The sequence below is a fragment of the Brachyspira sp. genome, assembly GCF_050873525.1.
GTDB lineage: Bacteria > Spirochaetota > Brachyspiria > Brachyspirales > Brachyspiraceae > Brachyspira.
This window is the reverse complement of record NZ_JBNMIZ010000011.1, coordinates 1-14,419: the sequence shown is the minus strand read 5'-3', so window position 1 is coordinate 14,419 and position 14,419 is coordinate 1. Positions and strand designations below refer to the sequence as shown.

The window sequence follows — 14,419 nt, the reverse complement described above, 5'->3', positions numbered from 1 at the left end:
TAAAATGAACTTTAATAGTTCAAAGACCCAAAAGTTACAATTTGTAACAGTTTCTTTGCATAAGTAAATCATCACTCGGTAGAGTGATAAAAATAAAGAATCAAAGCGAGTATGGAGAGTTTGATTCTGGCTCAGAGCGAACGTTGGCGATGCGTCTTAAGCATGCAAGTCGAGCGGGCTTATTCGGGCAACTGGATAAGTTAGCGGCGAACTGGTGAGTAACACGTAGGTAATCTGCCGTAGAGTGGGGGATAACCCATGGAAACATGGACTAATACCGCATATACTCTTGACACATAAGTGTAGTAGAGGAAAGGAGCAATCCGCTTTACGATGAGCCTGCGGCCTATTAGCCTGTTGGTGAGATAAAAGCCCACCAAAGCTACGATAGGTAGCCGACCTGAGAGGGTGACCGGCCACATTGGGACTGAGATACGGCCCAGACTCCTACGGGAGGCAGCAGCTGAGAATCTTCCACAATGGACGAAAGTCTGATGGAGCGACATCGCGTGAGGGATGAATGCCTTCGGGTTGTAAACCTCGGAAATTATCGAAGAATGAGTGACAGTAGATAATGTAAGCCTCGGCTAACTACGTGCCAGCAGCCGCGGTAATACGTAGGAGGCAAACGTTGCTCGGATTTACTGGGCGTAAAGGGTGAGTAGGCGGAACTATAAGTCTAAGGTGAAAGACCGAAGCCCAACTTCGGGAACGCCTCGGATACTGTGGTTCTTGGATATTGTAGGGGATGATGGAATTCTCGGTGTAGCGGTGGAATGTGCAGATATCGAGAGGAACATCTATAGCGAAGGCAGTCATCTGGGCATTTATCGACGCTGAATCACGAAAGCTGGGGGAGCAAACAGGCTTAGATACCCTGGTAGTCCCAGCCGTAAACGTTGCACACTAGGTGCTCCTATTAGAATAGGCGTGCCGTAGCTAACGTATTAAGTGTGCCGCCTGAGGAGTATGCCCGCAAGGGTGAAACTCAAAGAAATTGACGGGTCCCCGCACAAGTGGTGGAGCATGTGGTTTAATTCGATGATACGCGAAAAACCTTACCTGGGTTTGAATTGTTAGATGAATGATATAGAGATATGTCAGACCGCAAGGACATTTAACATAGGTGCTGCATGCCTGTCGTCAGCTCGTGTCGTGAGATGTTGGGTTAAGTCCCGCAACGAGCGCAACCCTTACCCTTTGTTGCTACCGAGTAATGTCGGGCACTCTTAGGGGACTGCCTACGTTTAAGTAGGAGGAAGGTGGGGATGATGTCAAGTCCTCATGGCCCTTATGTCCAGGGCTACACACGTGCTACAATGGCAATTACAAAGAGAAGCGAGACCGCGAGGTGGAGCAAATCTCAAAAAAATTGCCTCAGTTCGGATTGGAGTCTGAAACTCGACTCCATGAAGTTGGAATCACTAGTAATCGTAGATCAGAACGCTACGGTGAATACGTTCCCGGGGATTGTACACACCGCCCGTCACGCCATCGGAGTTGGTTTTACCTGAAGTCGTTAGCCTAACCGCAAGGGGGGCGGCGCCGAAGGTGGGACTGATGATGAGGGTGAAGTCGTAACAAGGCAGCCGTACCGGAAGGTGTGGCTGGATCACCTCCTTTATTCGGAGATGTCCGACTTAAATCTTACTGCTATTCATATTTGAAAGCATTTTTTTAATCATTGTTTATAGAGCCGACTTTAATTAGTCGGCTTTTATTTTATAGATGTAATATTATGAATATCAATCAGGCGTTAAATTATTATTCAAAAAAATTAATCGAAATTACGAAAGATTATAAAGTCGCGTATATTGAAGCGCAGATTTTAATTTCGTATTCTCTTAATTCAAGCAAATCAAAACTTATATCGGAAAGTTCGCGGGAGTTAAGCGAAAATGAAATTGATAATATCGAAAAACTTATTAATAGAAGATTAAAATACAAACCTATAGCTTATATCGTTAGTAAAAAAGAATTTTACGGAATAGATTTTTATGTCGATAATTCCGTTCTTATTCCGAGAGCGGAAACCGAAGAGCTTATAGATTTGGCTAGAGATTATATAAAAAAAAATATCGAAAAAAATATTTCCATTTGCGATATAGGTGCGGGCAGCGGAAACATATCAATAACTTTGAAAAAAGTTTTTGAAGATTTTGAAAATGTGGAGATAACCGCAATCGAAATAAGCGAGAAGGCAATCGAAGTTATAAAAAAAAACGAAGCAAATATTTTGAAAGGCAAGATAAATGTAATAAATATAGACGCCTTGATTTTTATTCCCGAAAAAAAATTTGATATAATAGTTTCAAATCCTCCGTATGTCGCTTTGAAAGATAAAGATAATTTGCAAAAAGATTTGAGTTTTGAACCCGAAACGGCTTTATACTCGGGTTATGACGGACTTGATTTTTACAAAAAAATTTTAAGAGTTATATATAAATATTTAAAAATCGGCGGGGCTTTTTTCTTTGAGATTGGATTTAATCAAGGAGAAGAATTGCTTAATATTTGCAAAAGTTTTGGTATAAAAAATGCGCTGATAGAGAAAGATTTAAGCGGTAAGGATAGATTTTTGATTTGTTATGATTTTAGATATTAAAGACTTGACATATTTTTTATTCGCTTTCTACAAGTAAGTAGAACAATCTACTATGTTTGGATTGCTTCAGCAGAGTTTCGCAATGATAAAATAATCTATCGTCATTACGAGGTTTTGTCGCCGTAGGCGTGCCTTTGGCAAAAAACGCGACAAAGTCGGGCAGAGCCAAGTAATCCACAGAAATAAAATTTTTATTTATTTTAGATTGCTTCGGGCTAAAGCCCTCGCAATGACAGATTAATTAAAAATTTCAATGACTAATTTTTTTATTTTAAACTATTGACAAAATTTTTATTCATGTTATATTTTATTAAAATTATTAAAGTTAAATAAAAAATGGATTATAAAAAAATGAAAAGAATAAATACTGTAATTTTGTTAAGCAAAGCAAAGCCTTAACTTTAAACTTTTTCAAAAATTATGTTTATACAACTTATTATTTTATAAAAAAATATTGTTCTTTTTTGTTATCAAAAAAGAACCACGCCAAAGGCGGGCAGACGCCAAAAACTATTTCTTTTTTTGTCAAAAAAAGAAACAAAAAAACAACCGCAAGCGAAATTCAAAGTCCAAGTCTAAAAAACTTTTTTCAGTATTTGGACAATCAATTAATCGTTTATATAAAGAATTTTTACGACAAAAAATTATTTATTTATTTGAATATTTTTATCAAGATTTATCAATCGAAAATAAAGGCTATAACGGGCTTTTATCAAAAATATATTTTAATTTAAAATCAAGGAGATATTATTATGCCAAATTTTTATTGTGAATACTGCGGCAAGAAGTTTCCATCTATACCTTCGCTAACGGGAGCTTATTGCCCAAAGCATCCAGCGGGATTTTCTAAAGGAAAACATAAACTTTATGAGGGAGGCGAAAAGTCTCAGTATTTTTGTAAGTATTGCGGGGCAAAATTTAATTCGCTACAACAATTAACGAGTTCATCATGTCCGAGACATCCAGATGGATTTTCTAAAGGCAAGCATGCGCCAGCTTTATAATTAAGGAGTTAGTAATATGTCAAATAATTTAGATTTATACGAAAAATTAAATTCTGAAAATTCATTTTTAGAAAATAATTGGGAAAATGAATTTAAATCTGGTTTTTTAATAATGGGTATAGCTAAAGAAAAAGAATTAAATCCAGAGCAATGCTTTGACAAAATGTTAGGGCATTTTGAAAGAGCGTATATTAATGCTCCAGATGAAAACACTAAAGATACTATGTTAACTTTATCCGCCAGAATGATTGACGGAAATATTAAACTTATAGAAAATTTAATTGAAAATGAAAAAAGCGGTAGAGCTAATAACAATAAAGAATATTTAAAGATAGCAAAAAATATGTTTAATGAAGTTGCCAATTCTATAGTCGCTCAAAAAGATAAATTTATTTCACTTGTTGGAAATTCAAAAAATAAAAGAATAGGCAAATCTTCCAATAAACAAAATTTAGAAAACCAAACGGAAGAAACAATATCTGAAAATACTCTTTCTAATATAGCGGATATCGTGGTAAACGCTTTAATTCCTCAAAAAATCGCTGTAGACATAGCTATAGATTTATTGCCAAAAATAGCTGACGAAGGAGAAGAATTCGTAACCATTTGGATGGAAAATTCTGATAGTAAAAATAGGCAATTTGAATGTTATAAACAAATGTATAATATGTTTATAAAAATATTATCTTCTAAATATATGCCTATAAAAGAAAATCAAGAATTAAAAAGAGCATTTCAGAGAAATAAAGTTGATATTGAGATATACAATCGCCAACGGTAGCATATCGGAAGCTAATCGTCTCGTATCATTTGAGCAAGACGATATAAACGACATGTATAGTTCGGCAAGAATAATTATTGAAGCTTTATGCGATGATAGAAGATTTAGCGAGGCAAAATCTTTTTTAAGTAATAAAACTATAAAAAAATTGTTTGATAAAATGGATTACAATTCTTTATGGGATTTGTATGAAAATAAAAAAAATTCAAGATAACAAAATAAAGGAGAATATTTATGTCTAACTTACCACAAAAAAATAGAATAATGGATAATTACAGAACGGATAATAGAACTTTTTGGGAAAAAGTCAAAGATGGGGCAAATAGTTTAGGAGCGTTTGTATGGCGTGTATTTATATCTATAGTTACAGGGCTATTTTTATCTATTGTTTTTATAATATATAAATTTTCAACAAATAATGTAAGAACAAAAGGAATATTGGAAACCTCTTTTAATTTTTTACAAACTTTAGGAAGTTCTTTAATAATTGCTATAATTATATTAGTATTCTCCCCGTTTGTTTTGTATTTTATTATTACTTATATACCTGCAATAATTGGCGCTATAATAAATAAAGGTGACCGTATTACCGCACAATATGGTTTATTATTAAGCGTTGTATTACCGTTAGCTTTAATAATAGGATGTTTTATAGGCGGAAATATACTATATAAACCTTATAAGGAAATGGAAATTGAAAGAATAGAGATGTCGGCAAATACTATAAGCGATTTATTAGAACAAGCAAATTATTCTCAAGCGTTTAGTTCTATAGAAAATGATATCGTATGGCAAGCAAATATACCTATAATAAATTTTGGTGATATACAAAAAACTAAAACTAAACAAAATAACGAATATAAAAAGCTTATTTCTTCTCTTATAAACGGACTAAATGAAAAAAATAAAATAGTTTAACCGTTTTTTAAATGTTGACATATTTTCCAATCCATGTTATATTTTGCTTATAAATTAAAGCTAAATAGCAAAGGATTAGTAAATTATGAAGAGGACTACTGTAACTTTGTTAAGCAAAGCAAAGCAAAGCAAAGCCATAATTGTCTTTTAAACAATAATTATTTAAAATTTCTATTTCAAAAATATTTTTTTAATTTAGTTAAAACATTTTTAACTTCGATTAATTTTTTAAGTGTCTTTATTCGTTTTGCAAAAAATCAATTTGAAATAATCAGTCATTGTCATTCGCCGAGACTAAAGTCCGCCGTTAGCGAGGCGTCCTATGGGAACGAGGGCAACGCCCGCGACAAAGTCTGGCAGTCGCCAAGTAATCTATTCTGTGTGGATTGCCATGACTTCTTACGAAGTCTCGCAATGACGATAAAAAATAATTTTGCAATTCTAAATTTAGTTAAATCTTTTTTAAATTCAATCAAATTTACTTTTGATAACTTATCAAGGAAAATTAAAAAACCTTGTTTAGTTATAAATAAAAATTTATTTTCAAGGAGGATATTCATGGAGAATATCAAAAAAATTTTAATCACAGTATTATCATTTTTAGTTCTGTTTTCGGTAAGCTGTGACAATGAAGGTAAAACGGGAAGCGGCGGCGCTGGAGTCGGCGGAGACGGAAGTTCTGGCGGTAGTCAATCTAAATCGGAACTTGTGGGAACTTGGCAAAGCACCGAAAAAGTTGAGCCTTATAGGTTTAAGATTGACGATAATGGTAATATAAGTTTCGCACTAAATTCATTCGGCGTTAATTATTTATATTATACTGGAAAAATAGCAGATACTTTTGATTATCCTTATACTGTAGAAATAGTTTCAGACTATTATAATCAAAAAGCTAAAGGAACATTCACATTCAACAATGAAGCAAATTGCAATGCCGTTTTTTATACATGGGATGCAGCACTTGCTAAATTTTTTGATTGGAAAGTTGAAAAAACTTTTACAAATTAAAACTTTAATTTTTATGGAGGAAAAATTATGAGCGATAAAAAACCTAATAATCCAGCAGATATAAAAAACGCTAATAAGGGAACGGATGGGCAAAATCAAGCTCATGCTAAAAATCAAGGCAATAGAGGAAAACAACTGAATGTTAATTATCCTAACGATGCCAATAGTTCAAATAAGTCTAAAAAATAATTCATATTATTTTTAGAATAAAACCGAGTTCTTTTTAGTAAAGGCTCGGTTTTTATTTGCAAGCTAATTTTTAATTTATTTATCTAAATATTAATTAATATTGAAATAAAATAAAAAATCGTATATAGTAATACTCTAAAAAATATTAAAAAAATTTGGAGTTTTTAATGCAAATCTACGATATTGAAATGATAAGAGAATTTTATAAAAATTATTCATCTAAAATTGAAAGAATAAGAAGCAAAATTAAAAAGCCGTTAACTTTGTCGGAAAAAATTTTATTCGCTCATTTATATAATGAAAACGATATAAAAGATTTTAAACGCTCCGAAGATTATGCGAACTTTAAACCTGATAGAGTGGCTATGCAGGATGCTACCGCTCAAATGACGCTTTTACAATTTATGAATGCGGGTAAAACTTCGTCAAGCGTTCCCGCTACGATTCATTGTGACCATTTAATAGAAGCTTGCAAGGGAGCGGAAGAAGATTTAAAAAACGCTTTAAATATAAATAAAGAAGTTTACGATTTTTTGGAGAGCGTGGCTAAAAAATACGGATTAGGTTTTTGGGAAGCTGGCTCTGGAATAATTCATCAAATAATTTTAGAGAATTACGCTTTTCCCGGCGGACTGATTATAGGAACGGATTCACATACTCCAAACGCGGGCGGATTGGGAATGATGGCAATCGGAGTCGGCGGAGCAGATGCGGTTGATGTTATGACGGGACAGGAATGGGAATTAAAAGTTCCAAATATAATAGGAGTCAAACTTACGGGCAAATTAAACGGTTGGGCGAGCGCAAAGGATGTAATATTAAAATTGGCGGGAATTCTAACCGTGAAAGGAGCGACTAATTGCATTATAGAATATTTCGGAGAAGGAGCGTCAACTCTTTCGGCTATGGGAAAAAGTTCGATATGCAACATGGGAGCGGAAGTCGGGGCGACAACTTCAATTTTTCCTTTCGACAATAATATTAAAGAATATTTGATTAAAACGGGAAGAGAAGAGGTTGCAAATCTTTCAGAAGAGAATTCAAATAATTTGAAAGCGGACGAAGAAGTATATAAAAATCCATCGAAGTTTTACGATAGAATAATAGAAATTAATTTGTCCGAATTAGAACCTTATATTAACGGACCTTTTACTCCCGATTCTTCTTCAAAAATAAGCGATTTTGCAAAAAAAGTAGAAGAAAATAAATATCCTGCAAAAATGGAAGTCGGACTTATAGGTTCTTGCACAAATTCTTCTTATTATGATTTAAGTAAAGCCGCATCTCTCGCTCGTCAAGTTATAGAAAAAAAATTAAAAATCAAATCTCAAATAATAATTAATCCCGGTTCTTTAAACTCTTATAATGCTGCGTTAAAAAACGGAATAATTGACGATTTCAAAAAAATAAACGCGATTATAATGACGAACGCCTGCGGACCATGTATAGGACAATGGAAAAGAGAAACGGACGATAACAATAGAGTAAATTCTATAGTTACTTCGTTTAATAGAAATTTCGCTAAAAGAGCGGATGGAAATCCGAACACTCATGCTTTTATCGCATCCCCTGAAATAGTTATGGCTTTGAGTATAGCGGGAGATTTAAGATTTAATCCATTAACCGACACTTTGACAAACGAGGACGGAGAAGAAGTGAAATTGGATATTCCTTTTGGGGATGCTTTTCCTAAAGAAGGACTTTCTATGGAAAGCAGAGCGAAAGAAAATATTCCCGATTCAAAAGTGGAAATTATAATTAATAAAAATTCCAACCGCTTGCAATTATTAAAACCTTTTCCAAAATTCAACGCGGAAGATTTTAAAAATATGCCGTTATTGATAAAAGCGAAAGGCAAATGCACAACAGACCATATTTCTATGGCGGGAGCTTGGCTTAAATATAGAGGACATTTGGAAAATATCTCGGACAATATGCTTATGGGAGCGGTTAATTATTTCAACGATAAAACGAATTCCGTCTTCAATCAATTAAACGGAAATTACGGAGAGGTTTCAAAAGTCGCCAAAGAATATAAATTAAATAATATATCCTCGATTGTCGTTGCGGAAGAAAATTACGGAGAAGGCTCGAGCAGAGAACATGCCGCTATGGAACCGAGATTTTTAAATGTAAAAGTTATTTTGGTAAAAAGTTTTGCAAGAATCCATGAAACGAATTTGAAAAAACAGGGAATGCTTGCGCTTACATTTAAAGATAAAAACGATTACGATAAAATCGGAGAAAAAGATAAAATTTCAATAGAAAATATAGAATCTTTTTCGCCGAATAAACCTTTATTGATTAGAGTAGTAGGCGAAAATAAAAATGAAATTTATTTTGAGGCTTTACATACTTATAACGAGACTCAAATAGAATGGTTTAAGAACGGAGGAGCTTTGAATACTCTTACTCTTCTTAAAAATTATTGAATAGAAAATAAAAAATTTAAAATAATAAATAAAAAAATAATAAATTAAAGGCGTATTATTATGAGCAAAGTTGAAATGAAAAAAGGAAAATTATTAATCCCAGATAAAATTTCTATTCCTTTTATCGAAGGAGACGGAGTGGGAGCGGAAATAACTCCCGTATCTCAATTAATTATAAACGAAGCGATTAAAAAATCTTATAACGGAAAAAAATCTATAGAATGGATTGAAGTTTTTGCGGGCGATAAAGCGGTAAAAGAATTTGGAAATCCTTTGCCAGAAGAAACAATAAAAACTTTTGCGGAATATTTGATTGGAATAAAGGGACCTTTAACCACGCCAGTCGGAGAAGGCATCCGTTCTTTGAATGTAGCTTTGCGTCAAACTTTGGATTTATATGTTTGTTTGAGACCGATTAGATGGTTTAATGGAATTTCCTCTCCGATAAAAGAACCTCATAAAGTTAATATGATTGTATTCAGAGAAAATACGGAAGATATATACGCGGGAATAGAATGGAAAAACGGAACTAAAGAAGCTAAAAAATTCTATGACTTCTTAAAAAATGAGATGGGAGTAAATAAAGTGAGATTTCCCGAAACTTCTTCTTTTGGAGTAAAGCCCGTTTCGGAAAAAGGCTCAAAAAGATTAATTTCTGCGGCTATAAAATACGCGATTAAATTTAATTTGCCTTCGGTTACAATCGTTCATAAAGGAAATATAATGAAATTCACGGAAGGCGCTTTCAGAAAATACGGCTACGAAATTGCGAGAGAAGATTTTTCGGATAAAACTTTTACTATGGAAGAATTTAACGAAATAAAAAAAGAATTTGGAGAAACGAAAGCGAAAGATAAATTAAAAGAAAATAAAGAAAACGGAAAGATAATAATAAAAGACAATATTGCGGACGCGTTTTTACAAAACACATTATTAAAACCAGAAGATTATTCCGTTATAGCGACTTTGAATTTGAACGGAGATTATATATCCGACCAGCTTGCCGCTATGGTTGGAGGAATCGGAATCGCTCCAGGAGGAAATATCAATTATGAAACGGGACATTCGATATTTGAAGCGACACATGGAACAGCGCCCGATATTGCTGGAAAAAATAAAGCAAATCCATGCTCGTTAATACTTTCTTCGGTTATGGCTTTGGAATATTTGAATTTGAACGAAGCGGCAAATTTGATTATAAAAGCTTTGGAAAAATCTTTTGAAGAAGGATTTGCTACGGAAGATTTGGCTTCGTTTATGGAAAACGGAAAACCTTTGGGAACTAAAGAATTTGGAGATAAAATAATTTCTTTATTATAAATGTTTTATTATATTTTTTACGGAGATATAAAATGAAAAAAGAATATTTATTATATAAATTATACGACCATTCAAAAAAGAGAGTTCATATAAACAACGAACTTTTTGAAAAATATAATGTCAAAAGAGGACTTAGAAACAAAGACGGCACGGGAGTTTTGGTCGGGCTTACGAATATAGGAGATGTAGTCGGATACGAAAAAAATAAAGATGGCGAAGTTTATCCGATAGACGGAAAATTATATTATAGAGGATACGATTTAAAAGATATAACGAAAGATATACTTCAAAGCAAAAGATTCGGCTATGAGGAAATTTGCTATTTGCTTCTTTCGGGAAAACTGCCCGATATGGAAAGATTAAAATCGTTCAAAGAGATTATAAAAGAAAATATGTATTTGGATAAAAAAACTATAATGCATATAATAGATTTGGAAGGTCAGAATATAATGAATATTCTTTCAAGAAGCGTTCTCGAGATGTATATTCATGACCCTAATCCCGAAGATTTGTCTTTAGAAAATTTAATGATTCAGTCTATACGATTAATAGCGCAAATTCCCGCAGTTATAGCATACGCTTATAATATGTATCATTACAGCGTGTTTCATAAATATTTGAATATCATTCTTCCGAAAACCAAATATTCGATAGCGGAAAATTTTTTATATATGCTTAAACAGGATTTTACGGAACTGGAAGCGAGAATGCTGGATTTACTTTTGATACTTCATGCGGAACATGGAGGAGGAACTAATTCCACATTTACCGTGAGAGTGACAAGTTCGGCGCGCACCGACACTTATTCAAGCATATCCGCGGGAATAGGTTCTCTTAAAGGAGATTTGCATGGGGGAGCGAATATAAAAGTCGCCGATATGTTCGCTCATTTAAAAGAAGTTATAACCGACTGGAGAGACAAAGACGAACTTGACAGATATTTGATAAAAATCTTAAATAAAGAAGTTTACGATAAAAGCGGACTAATTTACGGAATGGGACATGCCGTTTATACTTTATCCGACCCGAGAGCGGTTATATTGAAAGAACTTGCAAAAGAACTTGTGAAAGAAAAAGGCAAGGAAGAAGAATTTGAATTTTTGGAACTTATCGAACAAAGAGCGGTTGAATGTTTTATAAAAGTGAAAGGCGAAAGCAAAAGAGTTTGCGCTAATGTTGATTTTTATTCGGGCTTCATTTACGATATGCTCGGTATTCCGAAAGAAATTTATACTTCGTTATTCGCTATGGCAAGAATAGTCGGCTGGTGCGCTCATAGAATAGAGGAATTAAATTTTGATGCAAGAAGAATAATAAGACCCGCGTATAAGAATGTAACCGAACCTATAGAATTTGTGCCGATGGAAGATAGATAAAAAATTTTCCAGATATATACGGAGTTGAGGTTATAATATTTTTTGACAATAAAGTAAAGGCGCGTTATAAATTTTTTAGTCGTCATTGCGGGCAATATCGAAGTAATCTCTTTGAAATAGCGGATTACTTGCCAATCCCAAATGGATGCAGGGTGAAGTCGGACTTTAGTCTCGACTATAAATAGCTTATCAATGACAAATTTAAAAAATAATTATTAAATTATGTTAACTTTATTCATAAATTCACCTTGATTATTCATAACTTCATTATTTTTTTTTGACAACAAATAAAAAATTGACTTGACTTTTAAAAAAAATTTGCTATACTATGTATATAAGAGATAAATTTTTTCTAATTATGGAGGCTTCAAAATGAAAAAAATTATTTATAGTTTTATCACTGCCGTTATAGCGGTATCTATGTTAATGGTTTCTTGCGCGGACAAGACAGACAATAATTTAAATCAAACGGGCTTGATAGACCAAAGCGGAAATTTGATAACGAATACATTGATTAAAACTAATATCGCTCATTTTAGCGGAACTATTCCAATTTGGGCTACAAACGGCAAATATGATTATATAATTACAACTAATATAAGTTCTAGTTCGGGCAGAGATTCCAGCGATATTGAGATTAAATATACAAACGATGTTATCATTCCTAATGAGCCAGAAGACCCTAGTGAATATTATAAAATATTTGTTCCTTATTCAAGAACAACTTATCATACTGTAAGTTATAAAGATACGAACAAATTGAAACAAATATGGCTTGAGCAAATTTTTAGAAAATCGCATAGCGATGGAAAAGTATTCGCAATTAGAAATAGAGATAATAACAGAGATATAAATAATTTCCAAAATCTTCATAACCATAACGGCGAACAAAGATACGATTATTATTACTTCAACGATGACGGAGATATAGTTTATAAAGGAGGAGATAAAACTCGTTGGCAGGAAGAAATAATAGTAAAAAGATTTGTTGGAGCCGTTATAGTAGATTATAGAAAACTAATTAAAAGAACATACGAATCTCTACCGTATAAACAATTCGACCAAATCGAGCATACTGGAGAATGGACTATCGGAGGTATTTATCAAATGTCGGTAACTGTAAACGAGGCAAGAGAAAGATTTAAAGGCGGCGGAGCTATAGATGGAGTATATGATTTTATAGCGGCTCGTAAATATATATGGCTTAAAAACGACCACGGTATTCAGTATAAAACAACATTTTTAAGACAATTTTATTCCATCAATTTTATGGAAGTTTTAGTTTTGAATCCTTATGGCAACGAAGGAAACGCTAACTGTCTGGGAGTAGACGCATATTACGCTTATTTTGGAGATGGAACGGATGCTGAAGGTGTTTCAATGCCTAAAGGCTTTACCCCTGAAAATATTCCTTATATGCAGGACCCTACAATATATTTGGCTCGAAGACCAGAAAGTGTAGTTGCATTATTAACTCATACGACTACTTTTACGGATGCAGGTCGTAATTTTAAATATTTGGCTATGCCTGGTCATAAATATTAATTTAAGGATAATTCAAAATGAGAAAGTTAATTTATTTATTTGCAATTATTGTCATGATTACGACTATCGGGATGATTTCTTGCGCTGATAATCAAACTTCTAATTTACAACAAACGGGATTATTAGACCAAAGTGGGAATTTGATAACGAACACATTGATTAAAACTAATATCGCTTATTTTAGAGGAACTATTCCGATTTGGGCTACGAACGGCAAGTTTGATTATATAATTACTACTAATACAAATTCCGAGATTGAAATTAAATATACTAATGAAGTCGTATATCCCAATTATCCAGAAGACGCTTCAGATTATTACAGTATAATTGTTCCTTATTCGGGAAAAACTTATTATACTGTAAGCTATAAAGATACGAATAGATTGAAACAAATATGGCTTGACCAAATTTTTAGAAAAGGGCAGAGCGATGGAAAAGTATTCGCAATTAGAAATAGAGATAATAACAGAGATATAGATAATTTCCAAAATCTTCATAACCATAACGGCGAGTCGAGATACGATTATTATTATTTCAAAGATAACGGCGATATAGTTTATAAAGGCGGCGATAAAAATCACTGGGAAAAAGAATATGTGATGAAAAAATTAATCGGAGCGGTTATTGTCAATTATAGAAAAATAACATATAGAACGGAACCTCAAAATGGCAAATATTTTGAGGATAAATGGGAAAATATGGAAGAATTGACGGTTGGCGCTATTTATAAAATGGCTACGCCAGTAAACGAAGCTAGAGAATTATTTAAAAGCGGCGGAGCTACCGATGGAGCATATGATTTTATAGCCTGCCGTAAAGAATATTGGTATTCATGGATTGGAAAGAATTTCACGGTTGATAAAGTAACGGTTACAAGACAATTTAATAATACAAATTTCATGGAAATTCTCGTCTTGAATAGACATAGAGATTATGATAATATGTCGGGTTGTTTAGGCGTGGACGCTTATTATGCCTATTATGGAGATTACAGGTCCCAGGAGGGCGACCTTAATCCAAATGGCTATACGGCTGAAAATTATCCTTATATGACAGATGAAAAATTATATTTTGGAAAAAGACCTGAAGATATAATGCCAATGCTAACCCATACGACTACTTTTGCAGATGCAAGTCGTGGCTGGCGTTTCATGGCTATGCCTGGACATAAATATTAAGAAAATAAAAAAATTTTTAATTTCTATACACTTGAAAAAAGAATAATTTATGTTATTATAAAT

The 14,419-nt window shown here is 33.2% G+C and carries 13 protein-coding genes and 1 rRNA gene; 13 read left to right on the top strand and 1 reads right to left on the bottom strand.

Annotated elements, in window-relative coordinates:
• Positions 1–108: 108 nt before the first annotated feature.
• A 16S ribosomal RNA gene (locus tag ACR0QS_RS01680) occupies positions 109–1,623 on the top strand.
• A gap of 115 nt (positions 1,624–1,738) precedes the next feature.
• The gene (gene prmC, locus ACR0QS_RS01675) at positions 1,739–2,605 is read left to right on the top strand and encodes a peptide chain release factor N(5)-glutamine methyltransferase (RefSeq protein ID WP_432631712.1); all 867 of its coding nucleotides are present in this window, start codon (positions 1,739–1,741) and stop codon (positions 2,603–2,605) included.
• A gap of 16 nt (positions 2,606–2,621) precedes the next feature.
• On the opposite strand, the gene ACR0QS_RS01670 is transcribed toward prmC, so the two are convergent.
• Entirely contained in the window at positions 2,622–2,783 is a 162-nt protein-coding gene (locus ACR0QS_RS01670) for a hypothetical protein (RefSeq protein WP_432631711.1), read from the bottom strand.
• Positions 2,784–3,354: 571 nt separating this feature from the next.
• Here ACR0QS_RS01670 and ACR0QS_RS01665 point away from each other — a divergent pair.
• From ACR0QS_RS01665 to ACR0QS_RS01615, 11 genes are all read left to right on the top strand, one after another.
• On the top strand, positions 3,355–3,609 hold the full coding sequence (locus ACR0QS_RS01665) for a C2H2-type zinc finger protein (RefSeq protein WP_432631723.1): 255 nt from the start codon (positions 3,355–3,357) through the stop codon (positions 3,607–3,609).
• Between the two features lie 16 nt (positions 3,610–3,625).
• Positions 3,626–4,390 (top strand): hypothetical protein, encoded by a 765-nt coding sequence (locus ACR0QS_RS01660; RefSeq protein ID WP_432631710.1) that lies wholly within the window; start codon positions 3,626–3,628, stop codon positions 4,388–4,390.
• On the top strand, positions 4,365–4,604 hold the full coding sequence (locus tag ACR0QS_RS01655) for a hypothetical protein (RefSeq protein WP_432631709.1): 240 nt from the start codon (positions 4,365–4,367) through the stop codon (positions 4,602–4,604). Before ACR0QS_RS01660 ends, ACR0QS_RS01655 begins: the two co-directional genes overlap by 26 nt.
• Before the next feature lie 20 nt (positions 4,605–4,624).
• Positions 4,625–5,308, top strand: a complete 684-nt coding sequence (locus ACR0QS_RS01650; protein ID WP_432631708.1) for a hypothetical protein — start codon at positions 4,625–4,627, stop codon at positions 5,306–5,308.
• A 558-nt stretch (positions 5,309–5,866) separates the two neighbouring features.
• On the top strand, positions 5,867–6,316 hold the full coding sequence (locus tag ACR0QS_RS01645) for a hypothetical protein (protein WP_432631707.1): 450 nt from the start codon (positions 5,867–5,869) through the stop codon (positions 6,314–6,316).
• A gap of 27 nt (positions 6,317–6,343) precedes the next feature.
• Positions 6,344–6,505 carry a hypothetical protein gene (locus ACR0QS_RS01640; RefSeq protein WP_432631706.1) on the top strand — a complete coding sequence of 54 codons (162 nt, stop codon included), beginning with the start codon at positions 6,344–6,346 and terminating at the stop codon, positions 6,503–6,505.
• A gap of 167 nt (positions 6,506–6,672) precedes the next feature.
• Complete coding sequence (locus ACR0QS_RS01635; RefSeq protein WP_432631705.1) at positions 6,673–8,937, top strand: aconitate hydratase; 2,265 nt, start codon at positions 6,673–6,675, stop codon at positions 8,935–8,937.
• 60 nt (positions 8,938–8,997) lie between these two features.
• Complete coding sequence (gene icd, locus ACR0QS_RS01630) at positions 8,998–10,257, top strand: NADP-dependent isocitrate dehydrogenase (RefSeq protein WP_432631704.1); 1,260 nt, start codon at positions 8,998–9,000, stop codon at positions 10,255–10,257.
• Positions 10,258–10,289: 32 nt separating this feature from the next.
• Entirely contained in the window at positions 10,290–11,633 is a 1,344-nt protein-coding gene (locus ACR0QS_RS01625; RefSeq protein WP_432631703.1) for a citrate synthase, read from the top strand.
• Positions 11,634–12,005: 372 nt separating this feature from the next.
• Positions 12,006–13,178, top strand: a complete 1,173-nt coding sequence (locus ACR0QS_RS01620) for a hypothetical protein (protein ID WP_432631702.1) — start codon at positions 12,006–12,008, stop codon at positions 13,176–13,178.
• Between the two features lie 17 nt (positions 13,179–13,195).
• The gene (locus tag ACR0QS_RS01615) at positions 13,196–14,356 is read left to right on the top strand and encodes a hypothetical protein (protein WP_432631701.1); all 1,161 of its coding nucleotides are present in this window, start codon (positions 13,196–13,198) and stop codon (positions 14,354–14,356) included.
• Positions 14,357–14,419: the final 63 nt, after the last annotated feature.